18 protein-coding genes are annotated in these 17,731 nt (G+C 52.8%); 16 read left to right on the top strand and 2 right to left on the bottom strand.

Features of this window, described 5'->3' with window-relative positions:
* Position 1: 1 nt before the first annotated feature.
* Complete coding sequence (locus NST37_RS15610) at positions 2 to 1,078, bottom strand: hypothetical protein (protein WP_024982906.1); 1,077 nt, start codon at positions 1,076 to 1,078, stop codon at positions 2 to 4.
* A 193-nt stretch (positions 1,079 to 1,271) separates the two neighbouring features.
* Here NST37_RS15610 and sdaAB point away from each other — a divergent pair, with 193 nt between their 5' ends.
* The 4 genes from sdaAB (at position 1,272) to NST37_RS15590 (ending at position 6,786) form a co-directional block, all read left to right on the top strand.
* On the top strand, positions 1,272 to 1,937 hold the full coding sequence (gene sdaAB / locus NST37_RS15605; RefSeq protein ID WP_003386115.1) for an L-serine ammonia-lyase, iron-sulfur-dependent subunit beta: 666 nt from the start codon (positions 1,272 to 1,274) through the stop codon (positions 1,935 to 1,937).
* A 26-nt stretch (positions 1,938 to 1,963) separates the two neighbouring features.
* Positions 1,964 to 2,851 carry an L-serine ammonia-lyase, iron-sulfur-dependent, subunit alpha gene (sdaAA, locus tag NST37_RS15600; protein WP_122958697.1) on the top strand — a complete coding sequence of 296 codons (888 nt, stop codon included), beginning with the start codon at positions 1,964 to 1,966 and terminating at the stop codon, positions 2,849 to 2,851.
* The gene (recG, locus tag NST37_RS15595; RefSeq protein WP_031932946.1) at positions 2,852 to 4,906 is read left to right on the top strand and encodes an ATP-dependent DNA helicase RecG; all 2,055 of its coding nucleotides are present in this window, start codon (positions 2,852 to 2,854) and stop codon (positions 4,904 to 4,906) included.
* Positions 4,907 to 5,190: 284 nt separating this feature from the next.
* Entirely contained in the window at positions 5,191 to 6,786 is a 1,596-nt protein-coding gene (locus NST37_RS15590; protein WP_031932945.1) for a hypothetical protein, read from the top strand.
* Positions 6,787 to 7,044: 258 nt separating this feature from the next.
* On the opposite strand, the gene NST37_RS15585 is transcribed toward NST37_RS15590, so the two are convergent.
* Complete coding sequence (locus tag NST37_RS15585; protein ID WP_024982903.1) at positions 7,045 to 7,542, bottom strand: GNAT family protein; 498 nt, start codon at positions 7,540 to 7,542, stop codon at positions 7,045 to 7,047.
* Between the two features lie 241 nt (positions 7,543 to 7,783).
* Between NST37_RS15585 and NST37_RS15580 the strand changes: the two genes are divergently transcribed.
* From NST37_RS15580 to NST37_RS15525, 12 genes are all read left to right on the top strand, one after another.
* Positions 7,784 to 9,025, top strand: coding sequence for a DNA polymerase IV (locus tag NST37_RS15580; RefSeq protein ID WP_024982902.1), 1,242 nt, complete (start codon positions 7,784 to 7,786; stop codon positions 9,023 to 9,025).
* Positions 9,022 to 9,462, top strand: a complete 441-nt coding sequence (locus NST37_RS15575; RefSeq protein ID WP_003386107.1) for a hypothetical protein — start codon at positions 9,022 to 9,024, stop codon at positions 9,460 to 9,462. Before NST37_RS15580 ends, NST37_RS15575 begins: the two co-directional genes overlap by 4 nt.
* On the top strand, positions 9,459 to 9,809 hold the full coding sequence (locus NST37_RS15570) for a YolD-like family protein (protein ID WP_003386106.1): 351 nt from the start codon (positions 9,459 to 9,461) through the stop codon (positions 9,807 to 9,809). Before NST37_RS15575 ends, NST37_RS15570 begins: the two co-directional genes overlap by 4 nt.
* A gap of 67 nt (positions 9,810 to 9,876) precedes the next feature.
* Positions 9,877 to 10,662 (top strand): C39 family peptidase, encoded by a 786-nt coding sequence (locus tag NST37_RS15565; RefSeq protein WP_339185551.1) that lies wholly within the window; start codon positions 9,877 to 9,879, stop codon positions 10,660 to 10,662.
* Between the two features lie 217 nt (positions 10,663 to 10,879).
* On the top strand, positions 10,880 to 11,164 hold the full coding sequence (locus tag NST37_RS15560; RefSeq protein WP_003386104.1) for a hypothetical protein: 285 nt from the start codon (positions 10,880 to 10,882) through the stop codon (positions 11,162 to 11,164).
* 346 nt (positions 11,165 to 11,510) lie between these two features.
* Complete coding sequence (locus NST37_RS15555; protein ID WP_003386103.1) at positions 11,511 to 12,239, top strand: EAL domain-containing protein; 729 nt, start codon at positions 11,511 to 11,513, stop codon at positions 12,237 to 12,239.
* Between the two features lie 28 nt (positions 12,240 to 12,267).
* Positions 12,268 to 12,621, top strand: a complete 354-nt coding sequence (locus NST37_RS15550) for a hypothetical protein (RefSeq protein ID WP_003386102.1) — start codon at positions 12,268 to 12,270, stop codon at positions 12,619 to 12,621.
* On the top strand, positions 12,618 to 13,436 hold the full coding sequence (locus NST37_RS15545) for a GGDEF domain-containing protein (protein ID WP_003386101.1): 819 nt from the start codon (positions 12,618 to 12,620) through the stop codon (positions 13,434 to 13,436). Before NST37_RS15550 ends, NST37_RS15545 begins: the two co-directional genes overlap by 4 nt.
* Positions 13,437 to 13,747: 311 nt before the next feature.
* Positions 13,748 to 14,824, top strand: coding sequence for a hypothetical protein (locus tag NST37_RS15540; RefSeq protein ID WP_031932941.1), 1,077 nt, complete (start codon positions 13,748 to 13,750; stop codon positions 14,822 to 14,824).
* A 171-nt stretch (positions 14,825 to 14,995) separates the two neighbouring features.
* The gene (locus tag NST37_RS15535) at positions 14,996 to 15,988 is read left to right on the top strand and encodes a hypothetical protein (RefSeq protein WP_003386097.1); all 993 of its coding nucleotides are present in this window, start codon (positions 14,996 to 14,998) and stop codon (positions 15,986 to 15,988) included.
* Positions 15,985 to 16,620 carry a DUF4129 domain-containing protein gene (locus NST37_RS15530; protein WP_003386095.1) on the top strand — a complete coding sequence of 212 codons (636 nt, stop codon included), beginning with the start codon at positions 15,985 to 15,987 and terminating at the stop codon, positions 16,618 to 16,620. The genes NST37_RS15535 and NST37_RS15530 overlap by 4 nt, the downstream gene beginning before the upstream one ends.
* Entirely contained in the window at positions 16,604 to 17,731 is a 1,128-nt protein-coding gene (locus tag NST37_RS15525) for a DUF4350 domain-containing protein (protein WP_171505991.1), read from the top strand. Before NST37_RS15530 ends, NST37_RS15525 begins: the two co-directional genes overlap by 17 nt.

Here is a 17,731-nt window from a genome sequence, read left to right as displayed (position 1 = left end):
TTTACACCACCCAAGGCGTCACAAAGTATCCGATCACAAAAGCAGTGACGAGCCGCATGAGCATGCCGATGACAGCGGCTGCCATCGCTTCACGCTCCGTCAAGTCGGAATGGGCCGCCCATGTCGCAGGAACCTGTCCGAAGATCACTGACAAGGGCAGTCCCGAGGAGGCGAGGACAAAGGAACCGACAGCAAGGCGCGGGTCGATGCTCGCGGCGATTTTTTGCAGCTCAGCCATCGCCAGCGTGGGACTGGCCAAAAGGGACAGCATGCCTGTCGCAGGCTCGATGCTCAAAGCGGAGAGCAGCAGGGTAAAAGCGTTCTCGATCGGTTGCCAAACGCCAATGTATTCCAACAGGCCGATGACCCCAAATACGACAGCAACCGCGGGGATAATGACCAGCAAGAGCAGTTCCGTTCCCTCTTTGGCAGCGTCAAAGACCGTTTTGAGGTAAGCGGTGCCGGGAGTAAAACGCGGAAGCTCCTCCAGCTCTACTGTCCGGGTATCCCGGTAGATTGTCTTCGACAGAAGCCAGGGAACGAGGATCAGCGGGACAAAGATCGAGAGCAGTACGACCGGAAAAACAGCGGCTCCGGTGGCGGCGAGAGCGATCAGTCCGATCATGAACGTGGCGAATGATTGCTGGGACTGAATCATCGTGGCGACAGCGATTTTCTGTTCCGCTTTTGTCGCTTTTGCCCGCATCAGGATCGGACCGGCGATCCGCCCGGCGGCATTGATATCACCGAGAATATTGTAGACACTCGGGATAATGACGGCAGGATTTATGGACAGCCATTTCATGACAGGAGCAAATACGCGGAACAGCGCATCTGTAAACCCGAGCCGTTCCAGCATCCTTCCGACGATGACGCTGACAATGACGGCAATTCCCACTTCCCCCGTGAGGAAAATGTCGACAACAATCGGAAATACTTTTTTGATAATGGCATCGAACAGGCCGGCCAGCGCATGCGGCCAGAACAACAGGGAAGCCAGAGACGACAAAACAAGGAAAATGCCGAGATATTCCACGCCTGTCCATTTTCTTCTTCCGGGGTCCTTCCGTTCGCTCATCTTGCTCGCTCCTTTCCTGGTCAAATCGCGCTTGCACAATCATGCTCCGTGCTGCAGTATATGAGCTGCCGCAGGAATGGGTGATGGCCCAGTTTCAATGAGAGGAACCTGTAGCGCTTTCAGAGGCGGTAAGATAAAATGAGAGTAAACCTTTCAAGGTGGAGAACCCCTTTGCATTCAGGAGGAGAACCGGGTGAAATATAAAAGTGTATTTGACATTATCGGTCCAGTCATGGTCGGACCTTCAAGCTCCCATACAGCCGGTGCTGCCCGGATCGGGCGGATAGCCCGCAAGCTCTTTGGCAGACAGCCGAAAAAAGCGGAGATCACGTTTTACGGTTCCTTTGCCAAAACGTATAAAGGGCATGGCTCCGATGTCGCGACAGTCGCGGGCATTCTTGATTTTGATACGTTTGATCTGCGGCTGAAGGACTCCCTGCAGATTGCCAAAGACCTGGGTATCGATATTGTGATCAACACTTCCGAAGAATTGACCGGTCACCCGAACACTTCGCGGATTCGCTTGAGCGACGATGAGAAGGATGTGGAGGTAGTCGGTGTTTCCATCGGGGGCGGCAAGATCGAGGTAACGGAGCTCAACGGCTTTGCCTTCCAGCTTGGCTTCGATACGCCGACACTGATGGTTTTGCACGAAGACCGCTTCGGAATGATCGCCGGCGTAGCCAAGGTGCTCACGCAGCATAAAATCAACGTGGGACTGATGGAAGTCTCCCGGCACGACCGCGGGTCACGCGCGCTGATGGCGATCGAGACGGATTCTGTCGTCCTGCCAGAGGTGCTGGAGGAAATCGGGAACATCCCGTATATTTTTGATGTCTCACTGCTTTCTTTACAGTAAAGCGGGAGGAGAGGAGTGAACAGGACATGTTTCGCAACGTAGCAGAATTGGTAGAACTGGCTGAGTCCCAAGGGAAAAAAATTTCGCAGGTGATGATTGAGGCGGAGATGGAGGTTTCCCAGCGGACTCGCGAGACCATTTTAACGGATATGTACACGAATCTGGACGTGATGGAAAAAGCCGTCCGGCGCGGACTGACGGAAGACATCCGTTCGCACAGCGGACTGACTGGCGGCGATGCGAAAAAACTGCAGGAGTACATGCGCACAAAGCCGTTTCTGTCTGGCCCCACCCTGCTCAATGCCGTCTCCATGTCGGTCGCTGTGAACGAAGTAAACGCGGCGATGGGCACGATTGTGGCTACGCCGACGGCAGGTGCTTGCGGAATTGTGCCAGGTACCTTGTTTGCCGTATCAGACAAGCTGAAGCCGACGCGCGAGGAGATGGTCAACTACCTCTTTACTGCCGGAGCGATTGGCTACTGCATTGCCAATAACGCGTTTATTTCCGGTGCTGCCGGCGGCTGCCAGGCGGAAGTGGGCTCGGCGACCTCGATGGCTGCCGCTGCGATTGTCGAGATGGCAGGCGGTACGCCGGAACAGTCGGCTCAGGCTGTCGCCATCGCCCTGAAGAACATGCTCGGTCTCGTTTGCGACCCCGTGGCCGGACTTGTAGAGGTTCCCTGTGTCAAACGGAACGCGATGGGGGCCGCGATCGCAACCGTAGCTGCCGATATGGCGCTTGCAGGGATCAAGAGTGTGGTGCCGACTGACGAAGTGATTGAAGCGATGTACCGGATTGGCTGCTCCATGCCGACTACCCTCAAGGAAACAGCACAGGGAGGTTTGGCCGCGACGCAGACCGGACGCCAGATCGAGGCCAAAATCTTCGGTGTGCAGCTGGAGAAAAAGTAAATGAACGAATGGTACGACGCGCCCGTCTCGCTCTTGCATGGGGTAGGCGAGGAGAGGGCCAAAGCTTTCGCAGGTTTGGGCATTGAGACTGTGGGGGAGCTGCTGGAGTATTTCCCGAGCCGCTATGAGGACTACCGCGTCCGCGATTTGACAGAGGTGAAGGACGGAGAGAGGGTAACGCTGGCAGGCACGGTCTACGGCGAACCCTCTGTTCGCTTTTACGGCAAGCGAAAATCGCGTATCTCCGTCAAGCTGGTCATGGACAGAGTGGTGGTGACGGCGGTCTGGTTCAACCAGACATTCGTGAAAAGCAGGCTCTCTCCGGGAAAAGAAATTCTCGTGACCGGAAAGTGGGACAAGCACAAGCTGCAAATCACCGTCAGTGAAATGACCGAAACCGACTCCGACCGGGCACAAAAGAGAGGGGAACTGGCACCCATTTATCCGCTCGGCGGAGATGTGACCCATACGCTTTTGCGAAAAACGATCCAGCAGGCGCTTCGCCAGTACGGCGAGCAAATCCCGGAGATTCTGCCGACCGATATCGTCAGTCGCTACCGGCTCATGCCCCGGCCTGACGCGATTCGGTCGATCCATTTTCCGCAGGATGCCGAGAACGGACGCCAGGCGCGGCGGCGGATCATGTTTGAAGAGCTTTTTTTATTCCAATTGAAAATGCAGGCGCTCCGCCGGATTGCCCGGGAGCAGACCGAAGGGACGGCTCTGCAAATTCCGATGGAGGAATTGCGCACCTTTGTGAAGTCGTTGCCGTTCCCGCTGACGGATGCACAAAAGCGGGTAATCAAGGAGATTCTCACCGATATGCGTTCGCCGTACGCAATGAACAGGCTGCTTCAAGGGGACGTCGGCTCGGGAAAAACCGTAGTCGCGGCCATCGCTTTGTTTGCGGCAGTCAAAGCGGGTTTTCAGGGCGCTTTGATGGTGCCGACAGAGATTTTGGCTGAGCAGCACGTCCAGTCGCTGACAGGGCTTCTTTCCCCGCACGGCATCCAGGTGGCGCTGCTGTCCGGCTCGCTTACAGCCAAACGGCGTCGCGAGGTGATCGGAGCCTTGCAGATGGGCTTGATTGACGTCGTTGTCGGGACTCATGCCCTGATTCAGGAGGATGTGTTTTTCTCAAAGCTCGGCCTGGTAATCACGGACGAGCAGCATCGCTTCGGGGTGGAGCAGCGGCGCATTTTGAGAAACAAAGGCCTTACTCCCGACGTGTTGTTCATGACGGCCACACCGATCCCGCGCACGCTGGCGATTTCCGCCTTCGGTGACATGGATGTCTCCACGATCGACCAGATGCCGGCGGGGCGCAAGCCGATCGAGACTACGTGGAAAAAGCATGAGCAGTTTCACCAGGTGCTGGAGCAAATGCGAGAGGAACTCGTGAAAGGCAGGCAGGCGTATGTCATCTGCCCGTTGATCGAGGAGTCGGAAAAGCTGGACGTGCAAAATGCGATTGACGTTCATGCTCAGCTCTCGCAGGTATTTCCTGAGTACGGGGTCGGTCTTATGCACGGGCGCCTGCCAGCAAAGGAAAAGGATGCGGTGATGCAGGCCTTTCTTTCCGGGGAGTATGCGGTGCTGGTTTCGACGACCGTGGTAGAGGTAGGGGTAAACGTCCCAAACGCGACATTCATGATCATTTATGATGCGGAGCGGTTTGGGCTTGCCCAACTGCATCAGCTCAGAGGCCGTGTTGGCCGCGGCTCGGAGCAATCGTACTGCGTGCTGATCGCCGATCCCAAATCGGAGATCGGAAAAGAGCGGATGCGCGTTATGTGCGAAACGACAGACGGTTTCGAACTGTCGCGCCGCGATTTGGAACTGCGCGGTCCCGGCGACTTTTTCGGGACAAAGCAAAGCGGCTTGCCTGAATTTAAGGTGGCCGATCTGATGAGCGATTTCAAGGCATTGGAAGTGGCTCGCCAGGAGACGGCTGCTTTGGTAGAGAAGGAAGAGTTTTGGAAAAACAAGGAATACGTCTGGCTTCGCAGTTATCTGAAGCGGGAAGGTGTTTTGGACGGGATCGTCTTTGATTGATCGTCGTCAGCCAAAACGTCCCGGATAGAAGGCAGCTAGACGACTGCGCCTTTTCGAGTGAATGGACTCGGAAGGGCGTTTTTTGTTGGAATGAACTTTGTTTATCGAAGGATCAAACAAGCGGGACAGCATAAGATGAGTTGTGATGCTAGATGAGTTGTGATGCTGCCAACTCAAGCCAATTCCGCTGTAATTCCCACCAGTCCCGGCCGTATGGCTGAAACGAAACACGCTTTCCTACGTCTTACAGGGAAATATTGTTAAGAAGTCAAAGGAGCGAAATCATGGTTCAGATGAAACGCTTACAGGCATTCGCGCTGCTTCTCGCAGGCACATTGCTTTTAACCGGATGTGTTCCTGCCGCAAGCACAGGCACACCGCCATCCGGCAGCGGCGGAAATCAACAGCCGGAATCACAAGCGCCACCTGGGAGTACAACTCCGGGGACAACCCCGAATTCCTCCTCCGGGCATCCGCCAACGCCTTCCTCCGCCGAGTGGAATCCAGCAGAGATTCCGTTTGACTATGCATCGATGAAAGCAGATGTTGTGATCCGACTGGATGAGGAGCCGGTACTGCAATCTCCGATCAGGACTCCGGTTGGTAGTGGACCGCAGACATTTACGTTGTTCTTTCGTCAGGCGATGGACCGAAGCAGTGTGGTAGAAGCGATTGAATCGCGGATAAAAGAGAAGGCGTCTGCCGAGGAATGGTTTATCGAGCCCGACCTGGAGTTCCGTTGGGTCCATGATAAACAGCTTCACCTCCGGGCGACACCCAGGACGAGAGTACAGCCGGAAGACGGAATAAAGGAGTATGTATTGGATGTAAAAGGCGCACGCACCGCCAGCGGCCATGTTCTGTCGGAACCCCCTGGCTTCCTGGCTGTTGTTCTTGCTCCCAACCAATTGTGGAAGGTGAGCCTGGATGGAAAGGTGCGGGAGCAGATCAGCGGGTATCCCGGCTCGTATCATAGCGACTCTTTTCTCGACCCTGAGCAGCGGTATCTGCTCTTGAGGCGGTATACGGAATATTGCGAATGCGACGCGCGGCATCCCCTCCTGTACGGGATCTATGACAGGCAGACGAACGAGCTGACTCGCTATCCAGTGGAGCTGACCACCAGTTACCGGGGGGAAGGCGCATTTGTTGCCGACCGGCGCGGCTTTTTTTATGCGGCACCGCAAGAGGGGCAAAACATGCCTGTCAGTGAAACTGCGGTTCCCGTCGAGATAGGGGAATTCGTTCACGGAGCCGACTTTAGCCATGACCGAAAAAAGCTGATCATGGCTGTTGGGCCCAAAGACCAGGAGCAAAATCTGGACCTGCTGCTGCTGAACCTGGAAACCGGAGAAAAGCAGCGGTTGACCGGTGCGCTGAAAGGCTTTGTGCCTATCGATGAAATGTACGGAGATGTCATCCCCATTTCCTTTGATGATGACGGGCGGCAGTTCACTTTTGCGATGCGGCAGAGCCGTAGTTCCTTCGACCAATTGCGTTACCGCTATGACTGGAAGACGGAAAAGGTCAGCGCGTGGAACCCGCCTGTTCCGAGAGATGCTTGGGCTGGCTATACGCAAACCGATGACGGGATGTATCAGATGTATTGGAATGCGGGGCTGTTTAAAGGAAAGGAGCACCTGATGGATTTCCAGGGAGAAGGGTTGTGGCTCCCAAACAGTCACCGGTATTTGTTTGCGAGACATAAAGAGAACGAGGAAGGGCACGCGGTCGCGATGGACATTATGGCTTTTGACGCTGACCAGCGAAAGACGGACACGTTGATCACAGACCTCTCCTTCGGAATCAGCTTTATCGGTGCAAGCGCTGACGGTCAGTGGCTGTACTTGCTGAGCAGCGGCGACCTTCAGCCGCACTGAGCAGGAAAGCCTTTCCCAGATGGAGACAGTTTGGTAGACAGCGCACCTCTTATGTGAAGACCAGCTTGAATTCTGCAAGACGAGAAAAACGGTCGGCAAGTGGAATTAGCGGATGGTGCTATATTCGCTAATTCCACCACCCGGCAAGCATTTTGCAAGCACGAGAGTCTCCACTTTCCTTTTCTTCCCGGCTTGCGTTTCCTTGCACCTTCATCTTTTGCACCATTATCTTTGCTTTTGGCGTATAACTCCGTTCAGTCAAGTTTGCGTCCAGCTTTTGTACTCGCGTGCCAGCATGGAGAGGACAATCAGCGATTCGTACCGATCGTTCGTTTTGAGACACTCCCGCAATTTTCCCTCCATGATAAAGCCTTCCGACAGGTAGAGCTGAAGCGCTCGTCGATTTTCCTCCTTGACGTCCAGCCAGAGGCGGTTGGCCCCCCACTCGTCAAAAGCCAGCCTTTTGATCTCCTGCAGCACCTTGCGCCCGTATCCTTTTCTTTTTTCGGAGATGGTAATCCGCATGAATTCGATACTCGCGTGCGGATTGGCCAGTCCGGCCAGGATCACGTATCCCACGCTGTTCCCCTTCTTCGCATCTTCTACAATCAAATGGCGGATATCCGGGTTTGCGAGAGACTGCTCATGCCGCGTGCTCTCCCACGGCAGGATGTAAGCGCGGTTTTCCTCCATCTGTTCGGTTTCGTATACATACGGTATATCTGCCAATGCAGTGGGACGCAGACGAATGTCCATCCTTTTCTCCTTTCTGCTCGTGAAGCTCCTGATCCGGCTTGCTGCTCGTTACGGGATGTCCATCCGGGCGCTCCACCGGTTCCTTCGCTTTTGATGCTTACTAATTTCTCTCCTGTCAGGCGACTTCCTTCAATTTCCAGCCCTTTTTTAAAAGTACATGGTATAAAAGCGAACATCTGTTTGCTATAATAAGAACAGAAATGAAACGGGAACATTTGTTCCTATTCAGGGGATGGTTGTAATGGCTCATGACAACAAACGGATTATTTTTCTCGCTGACATGCAGAGCTTTTATGCCAGTATCGAAAAAGCGGCTCAGCCGAAGCTGCGCGACAAACCGATCGTCGTAGCAGGCGATCCCGAACGAAGAAGCGGGGTGGTCCTCGCTGCTTGCCCGATTGCCAAGTCGTACGGCGTCACCACGGCAGAAGCCTTGTGGCAGGCTCAGCAAAAGTGCCGCCATCTGGTCGTGGTTCGCCCGAGGATGGAGACCTATATCCGTGTGGCTGTACAAATTACTCGCATATTCGAGTCGTTTACCGATCTGGTGGAGCCGTATTCCATCGACGAGCAGTTTTTGGATGTGACGGGAAGTGTCCGGCTGTTTGGAGGTCCGTGGAAAATCGCAGAGGAGATCCAGCGGCGCATCCGCTTGGAAACAGGAGTACATTCACGGGTCGGTATTGGAGAAAACAAGGTGCTGGCCAAAATGGCGTGCGACAATTTCGCCAAGAAGCGGGAGGAAGGCATTTTCTGGCTGAAGCGGGAGGAGCTTGCAGAGACGCTCTGGAAGCTGCCGATTGAAAAATTGTTTGGAGTAGGCTCGCGGATGAAACGGCATTTTCATCGCATGGGCGTATACCAGATCGGGCAGCTGGCGCAGCTCTCGCCCGCTGTGTTGACCCGGCGCTGGGGCGTCAATGGGGAGGTGCTGTGGCGTACGGCGCACGGCATGGATGACTCGCCCGTTTCGCCTCGTACGCATGATACCCAGAAGGGGATCGGTCACCACATGACGCTGCCGCGCGACTACCATACAGCTACTGACATCAAGGTGGTGCTGCTTGAGCTGTGTGAAGAGGTATGCCGCAGGGCCCGCAGCAAAGAGCTGATGGGCTGGGTGGTATCGGTTGGATGCCGGGGAGCCGACTTTGACGTGCCGACAGGATTTGGACGTCAGCTCAAGCTGCCGGAGCCGACCAATGACGCGATGACGCTTTACGAAGCTGTCTGCCGCCTGTTTGACCGGCACTGGCAGGAAACCCCTGTTCGCAGCGTCGGCGTCAGTCTGGAGCAGCTGGTGCCTGACAACGTGGTTCAGCTCAACCTCTTTACCGATACTCAGAAGCAGCGTTCACTTGCCCGAGCTGTAGACGATATCCGCAATCGCTACGGAGCGGATGCGATTTTGCGTGCCGCTTCCATGTCGGGAGCCGGGCAGGCTCGTGAGCGTGCTCGCAAGATCGGGGGGCACTATAAATGACGGAGAGGCAGGACGCCGAGGAAGAGCAAGAACTGGTCCGCTTGTACGTGTTGTTTGGCCTGTTGTTTCGGGTTGCGATGGTCGATATGGGAAAGGGGCGGACCGTTCCCTTCAAAATTTCGTACGACTGGTTTTTTCAGGAGCTGTCCCGCTGGGCAGAGCGGGAGCATCATCAGTTGCGGCGCCGGCTTCGGCAGATGGGCTGCATTTTGCTGACGGCGACCCGGCAGGATGGCACCTATGTGGTACAGTACCGACATCGCGGATATGTCAGGGAAGCGGTCTATTCCATCGAAGTGCTTCGCTCCGAGTGTCAGGAATTGGCCCGCTCCTGGATGACGGCAAGGCCGAAATCCTTTGCGGATGAACCGCGAGCAATGTTTCAGAGGCGAGAGGAAGAACAAGGCGCAGTCAGCAAAGAGGAGAGAAGGACATGAGGGAAAAGCGCGTTTCCAAACGGGATAATTTGTTTGTGGCAAGCCGTTTTGTGCTGCCGGAGCACCGTGAGATGTACATCAGGATCAAAGCGGAAGAGCTTCGTTATGTGCCGCCTGGGCTCGACGAGGAGCAGATGGCTGAAATAAGCGGGCGTATCTGGGAGGCACTGCAAACAGGTCAGGGTGTCGTGCTGACGTATTACGATGGAAAAAGTGCTTGCGGTTTGGCGGGGAAAATCGCCCACGTCGATCAGGCATTAAAAAAGATAAAGCTGCACACGGATAAGAAGACCGTCTGGATTCCCTTTTCCAGCCTGCTTGCGGTAGAGCTGGAAGCGATCTCCTGAGAGAGTCTGTACATGGACTGCACGACTCCAGGGCATCCTGTGGATAAAATCGAAGGGGATCAATTCCGTGAGACAAACGGCCATTGCCACTCTGACGGCATGGGGAGTTTTGCTGACGGGATGCGGTGCAGCAGCGCCGCAAACCGAACAATCCCAGCCTGCTCCAAGCAGCGAGCGACTAAGCAGCAAGCACCCAAGCAGCGAACAATCAGCGATTCCGGCACCGCGGCTGGCCTTGCATACAAATACAGCCAGACCCGCTCAAGCGATGCTGGATATTCCCGTTATCGCGCAAAATCCGGAATTAAAGAACGGCTGCGAGGTGACGAGCTTGGCGATGCTGCTGCAGCATGCCGGTCATTCCGTAGATAAAATGACGCTGGCCCGGCAAGTTAAAAAGGACCCGGAACGGATCGTTCAGCAAAATGGCGATATCAAAAAATGGGGGGATCCGGCTGAAGGCTTTGTCGGGGATATGACAGGCAAGAAAAAAGGCTTTGCCGTCTACAATAAACCGCTGGAGGAACTGCTTCGGCATTATATGGGGGAGCGGACGGTCAATCTGACTGGAGAAAGCTACGAGACGCTGCTGGACAGTGTAGCCGCAGGGTATCCCGTAGTCATATGGGCGACCGGAGACTTTACGCCGCCGACTGAGTGGGAGTACTGGGACAGCGACGGCAAACAGATCGTGGTTCCTTTTGACGAGCATGCCGTACTGCTGGTCGGATACGATGAGACTTACGCCTATGTCAACGATCCGCTGACAGTAAAAAAACAGCGGAGAGTAGCTCACCAGGCGCTGAAGAACAGTTGGGAAGCATTGGGAAAACAAGCGGTCACCTATCGGTAAAAATAGGGAGGACAAGGACAAACAGCGAAAAACAGCGGCCCGCGGTGAAAAGTTGTGTGCGGTGACGAGGGAAGGGTCTTAAAAACGATAAGCGGGGAAAAACCGGATTTTTTCGCAGATTATTGTTCAAAACGCATTTTGCCAGAAGGGAATGTTTCCTTGTATCGTTAGAATGTCTTAACTGATCAAACTTGATGGGAACCAAAGGGGATTGTACATGTTAGCACAAGAAATGGGTGTCATTTTCACGAAGCACGTGGGGCACATGACCGCCAAGCGCTGGACTGACTTTATCCAGCAGTTGGAGAGCAAGGGGCTGTACGTCGTGATCGAGACAGACACAAACGGGCGAGTGATGAGCCCTCTCGGCGGCCTGATGCCAATGCCATGCAAAAGTGAGACGCTCCAAATTTTCACGTCCGACGAGCTGCAGCAGCGGGGGTTGCCCGTCGGCCATCACATCGTCACAAAGAGCAAGGCAAGCGGAAACCTGACGACGTAAGACCGCAAGCCAAACAAAATCGACAAGAACGAACCTTTCTTCACCGAGAGTCGGCTGGGGAAAGGTTTTTTTGCGCTCAAAAGAAAGCGTTTACTCCATAAAAATATCCTTGCCAACAGAAAAAAATAATCAGGTAGTTCAAATTACATAAAAAAGAAAAGGAATTAGGTAAAAATTAGCGAATAATTAGGGATAATGGAGCTATTTGTCAAAAGGACTCTTTGTGAATAGTGAGTCTATTTACCTAAATAGATGATCGGGCTGGTTGTACAACCAGCTGGCGTGTCCGTTTGAAGAGGGTGCAGGGTACGATCATTTTAATCAAACATGTAAGGAAGGTAAGACGATGGAGAGCATAGCAGAATTTATTGAAAATCGACGATTCTACCACGTATTCCAGCCGATTTGTCACCTTCCGGAAAAAAAGGTTATAGGATATGAAGCGCTGATTCGCAGCGTATCCCCTATCGGCCCTGAAGCATTGTTCCAAAAGGCGACTGAACAGAATAAGTTATTTGAATTGGATACCCTGTCTATTTCACAGGCATTGACTGTTTTTTTCATGCCCCAGCAGAGGCAGGAAAAAAGAGAGTTTCTCTTTGTCAACATTTATCCGTCTACGATCGTGGAGGATCAGTTTCCGGCATTTATTGATGGCATCATGAGCAGGTTTCGTCCCAATCTGAGCAAAATTGTTCTGGAAATCAACGAATCTATCGTAGAGCGAAAAATATGGCTGAACCCGCTGTTTACGAGAAGAATCGCCATGCTTAGAAAGATCGGCTTCAAGATCGCGCTGGATGACGTCGGAGAAGGAGCGACAACCTTTCGCAAGATTGTCGAGATCTCCCCTGATTTTATTAAAATGGACAAGTTCTTTTCAGATGGCTTGGCCCATTCAGGAAAGAAACAAAAAATCGTACAGCTTTTGGTTGAGTACTGCCGGGATGAAGCTGAGCTTATTTTGGAAGGGATTGAGCGCGAGGAGGATTTTTGCTGCGCCGCGAGCCTCGGCGTAAAAACCGGTCAGGGCTACTACCTCGGGAAACCGGGACGACTGAATCGATATTCATGAAAAGTGTACATACTGGAGGAAATATGTGATGAGTGACAGAAACGTGTATTCCCGGAAAGCGACGCTTTCTCTACGAATCTCGGAATTCGAGGTTCCGCCGATGCAGGATCTCTTAATCGTAGGAAGAAAAGCCCCCATTGGGCCAGAGGCCGTCAGGCGGATGGCAGAGGCGCTTTCGCCGGAGCAATTTACTTTGGTGAAGATAGATCATCCGAGAATTGAGGCTGTCCTCATCCGAAATTCGCTGATGCAGATGCTGGATAGAGATGTGTTGATGAACATTATTCTGGAGGAAGCAGAAAACATGATCAGCGATTCGATGGTTCTTCGCTCTGAGTTGAAAATCGCTGTTTCTGTTCAGCGCGAGGTGGATCTGTCATGAAGGTCTCCGAAATCATGACTACTTCCGTTCACACCATTACGTCGGGAAGAAGTGTTTCCTATGCGGCGGAGCAAATGAATGAATGGAAGATCGGGTCGCTGATTGTAGTCGATCACGACCAGGTACAGGGAATCATCACTTCCCGGGATGTCCGATCATCCCATCCCAATCGGATCGTAGCAGATGCCATGACTCCCAATCCCGTCACGATCAGTCCCGATCACGACATTTGGGACGCCTATCGCATGCTCACGGAGAATCAGATTGAACGGATTCTCGTCATGGACAAGACAGAGATGAAGGGGCTGGTGACTCGCGAAGAAGTGATGCGAAAGCTGGCTGAGTTCATGGATTCGCATACAGGCTTGTACCGGGCTCCCTATATACAGTACATTGGAGAGGAGTTCCTCAAACAGCGTCAGCCGTTCCACCTGATTTTTGTGGACATAAACGATTTTGGTCGAATCAATAAAGAATACGGCCATCCATTTGGCGATGACGTGATTCGGACTTTATCTCAACGGCTTTCCGCGCTCGCCAAGGAGAAATACGACTATTTGTGCCGGTATGCTGGCGATGAATTTGTGCTGATATCGTTAGCGGATCAAGAGCAAGTAGAGGAATATCTCGAGGAGATCGGACGGCCAATGGTGCTTGAAGGAGTATCCATATCGGTTGCTGTCGGACATGTGGACGGATGCAAGGAGCCGGATTTTTTCAGCCATAGCTTAAAGGAGCTGCTGCGAAAGGTGAGTCTGATCTCGTCGTACAATAAACAGTTCAAGGAAGAATATGCGGCAAGTATAAACCGGTAGGGGCGGGGAGAGGAAGAGGGGATTCGATCTTTTTCAAGAAAATGGGCCTGTTTCTTTACATAGAAAACACCAATCCAAGGCAATGTTGCCTGACTTGCCAGCAACCTACGAAGGAAATTCCCGAGCCTTTTTCATATAATAGAACCATTCACGTACTATGCCTCCGGCTATTGATTCAATGGCTGGAGGATTTTTTTTGCTCGTGTGAACTCTGTATATTTACATAACTGGAAAATGGATGAAAAGTCGATTTGTTTCGCTATAATAAAAGAAAATGACCTAAGCCATATGGCCGAGGAGGATTGTAAGGTATGAAGCGCTTCAGATGGTTTCCGGGAAGCAACAAAGCCAGTTGGTCAATGTTTGTTTGGACCGCCGTGTTGGCTGTTGGACTTGGCTTCTTTTGCGTTCAACCAGCAACTGCGGAAGAAACAGCGAGTGAACTGGAGAGTCAGCTTCGTTTAACACCAGACTACAAGCAATATAATTACGAACAAGAGATTACAGCCATAGCCATGACGGAGAAAAAGGGCGATTTGGTCCAGGTCGAGATGTCCATCGACAATTACGGTGAGAAAGGAGAACGACTGGATATTCCTGTGAAAACCGAAGAGGTCGACGGCCAGTATGTCTCAAAGGGTGTCTTTTCGACGGGAAGTCGAATCACTTCTTATAAGCTCGTGTACAAAATCGTTATGGATGACGGAGAGCAAAAGTGGTTCGGACATGCGAGCAAAATGATCCAAGTTGACAATATGCCGCCCATGAATCCTTCTGTAGAGTCCATCTTTAAAATTGAGCAGAAGGAATATTATAAGGTAGGCGAGCCGATCAAGTTTACTGTCTATACACCCAATAAAGGTAAACTCGTATCCGAGCCGAAGTTTATGTTTTTCTTTAATTCTGTTGATCAATCACAGCCTGTAGAGGAATTGGAGACTGAGTTGGATCAAAAAAACAACCAGTACGTGACGACGGGGACGTTTACTCCAAAAATACCGGGAGTTTACAAGCCATTTTTCTTTGCGGGTATGGAGGACGAAGAGACAGGCGAGACAATTGAGGCAAGCGCCGTCACCGAGTTTACCGTCGAGGACCATGACAAGATACTTGTCTCTCTCAGTCCGGGCACAGCGACCATGAAAGCGGGAGACGAAATTTACCTGGTAGCCTACTACAAGATCGGCAAATGGGAGGATCATAAAATCTCCTGGAATTACAAGGCAGAGGAAATTACGCGGCAATACGACAAAAAGCGGGGAATCCAGAAGGTTGTGATCCGCTTTGTCCCCAAACGAAAAGGGACGTTTACGTTTGAAGTGAAGGTAGAACAAGAGGACGGCGAAAAGCGGGGAGCGGCGAGTGCGGTGATCCGCGTCACGGAATAGAAAAATGGAGTCGAAAAAGCACTGCACATCAAAAGGAGCAGTGCTTTCTTTTTGCAAGGGCTTCGTGTTCCGACATGTTGTGTCAAATAGAGAGGAATTTTTTCAAAAAAGAGGAAAATCGTGTATAATGGTCGGGTAATCCCAAATACAGAGATGGTGGAGGTTTCACGAATGGATCGAAAGCGGCTTGAACCCATGGGAGTGGGGGGCTTATTGGACCGGAGCTTTTCGGTGTACCGCCAACATTTTACCACGTTTTTTCTGTTGGCACTAATCCTGTTTGCTCCGCTGCTGTTGCTGCAGGAGGTACTGCTCAATGACGTAGGCAGCATGCCGCTGTTGGTATCGGACGATGATTCGAGCAGTTTTGAAGAGTTTTTGCAAAACCGTTTTATCCAATCGGATGAGGCAATGACGGACGACATCGGGAAATTGCTGGTGTATTTGCTGTTGTGGCTGCCGCTGAGTATCCTGCTGGTCTATCCGCAGCTGCAGGGAGCGACGCTGCTTGTTACTCAGGCTGCTGTGTACGGGGAATCGATCTCGCTGAAGGCTTCTTTGAAGCAATCATTTGGAAGGTTCTGGCCGATGGCAGGAAGCACGGTCGTCTATATGTTGATTGCAATTGGCATTATGCTCGCGTTTGGCGTGGCTATTTTTCTATTGTCGATGCTGGGGATTGGCATTGGCAGCTTGTTTGAGTTTGACGACCCGAATCCGGTTGTCATCGTCATCTTCGCCATCTTGGCCTATCTGCTGTTTTTGGTCCTGATGATTCTGGTTCCCGGGTATTTTCTCCTGCGCTGGGCGTTTTTTCTGCCGGTTGTCCTGGTGGAACGCGACGGGATCGGGATCGGACGGAGCTGGAGGCTGACGAAGGGGAACTTCTGGCGGTTAGTCGGGCTGTACCTGGTGCTCATGGTCATTTATTCGATTTTTTCAGGGGGCATTCAGGCCCTTCTCATGGGTATATTCGGCATATCCGTTTTGGGACAGCTGTTGATGGTTCTGTTCACATGTCTGTTGACTCCGTGGATGATGATCGTTTACTCGCTTGCCTATCTCGATCTGAAAGTACGCCACGACGGAACGGATGTCGAAGCGCTGCTTCAGGAACAGACAGAACCGGCATTTACTGCCCCGGGGGCGGAAGATAGGCCATGATCGATTCGGAAATGCTTACCCAAGACAAGGAAAGGCTTGCGGACATTCTGGCCAGAGACGAATTTGGGGAAGTAAAAAAGCAGGGGAAGAGCTGGCTGGATGCCCTCTTCGAGGAAATCCTCGATACGATTGCCCGCATGCTGCAGTCGGCTGATGTCAGTCCGGGGACGGCAAGCGTGTTGTCAAAGGTTATCGTTGCCGCGGCTGTGATTGGCGTCATCGTTTTTCTTTTGATCTGGTGGCGGAGAATGGTCCGCAGGGGCCCGGCGGAGAACCAGTTGCTCGCCCGAGAAGAACGGATCCGCACGTATGCCGATTACTTGCGCGAGGCAAAAGAACGGGGACAAAAAGAAGACTGGCGCGAAGGTGTGCGCTATTCTTTTTTGGCTCTGCTCAGTTTTATGCAGGAGCGCTCTTGGGTTCGGATTGAGAGCTGGAAGACAAATTGGGAGTACCTCGATGAATTGCAGGCAAGGCAACCCGAGTGGGAAACGTTCTTCCGCACACATGCCCGTCTTTTTGAACAGGTTTGGTATGGAAGGGCCGAGCTTGCTCCGGCTGCTTTCTGGGAATCGCTGAGCGAATTGGAGAGGAGATTGCACGGGGAGGGAAAACATGACGAACGCCGCTAAATCAAGACTGGTTCTGGGAGCGGCGATCCTGCTTTTCTTAGTGGCGGGAATCATGCTGCTCAAACCGTCGAGCCAATCGTATTCTGCCTATGTCTCCTTTTCTCCCAACCCCAATGGAACGAAGGCAGTAATGGAGCTGCTGGGACAAAAACGTGAGGCAATCAAGGAATGGAGAAAACCGACGGGATTCCTTCCGGAAGGAACAAGCCAGGCCATGCTGCTTGTAGAACCATATAGCTTGCAGGAGGAAGAACAGGAAGAGCTCCTGCAATGGGTGGAAAAAGGGAATGACTTGCTCATCTTTCAAAGGGAGCCGGAAGGATGGGAGGATGCCGACCTAAGCGTCAGTCTGGTTGGAGGCTACGAGTCGGAACAACGGCGAGTAGAAAGCTCGCTGCTGAACAATCCCGGCTTCGGACAGGCAGATACGGAGTGGAGAATCGATCCTGCGGATGGAATGGAGCCACTGCTTTCTGACCAGGAGGGGATTCTGGCGGGGCGGAGCCGGGTGGGAGAAGGGACAGTAAGCTTGTTTCTCGTCCCGGAGTGGCTCACGAACGGCAAGATAATGGAACATAACCACTTTGAATTGATCTGGCCGTACCTCCAGGGAGACTGGAGCGTTTTTTGGATAGATGAGTACCATCACGGCTATCAGCAGAGACCGGGAATCCTGGCGATCTATCCGGACTGGCTGATTGCCAGCCTGGCACAGCTCGCCATCGCTCTGCTGCTCTTTATCTGGTGGAAGGGGAAACGCTTTGGCCCCGTCTATACGCTTAGAGAATGGACAGTTCGTCGTGGAGATGAAACGCTTCTGGCGATTTCGAGCTGGTACGAACGGCGACGGCTGGCCAAGGACGCTCTGCAGATTCGGGAGGCGTACCTGCGTCAGTTGCTTGCGGACCGATGGGGATTGCACAAAGGCACGACCGATTACGAAATCGTCCGGGTAGCTGAAAGCCACTGGACAGCGCAAGAGGCCGGCAAGCTGAGCCACGCTCTCGCCCGGGTGGATGACGCAAAGAAAGACCGGCACTACACGGCGAAACGGCTGGTAGCCGACAGCCGGCTTTTAGATGATGTGACCAAGCGATTGGAAAAGGAGTGA

This window comes from Brevibacillus sp. FSL K6-6036, from assembly GCF_037964015.1.
In the GTDB taxonomy this organism is placed as follows: Bacteria; Bacillota; Bacilli; order Brevibacillales; family Brevibacillaceae; genus Brevibacillus; species Brevibacillus borstelensis.
Note: the sequence above shows the minus strand (reverse complement) of the source record. Positions and strands in the feature narration are given on the sequence as shown.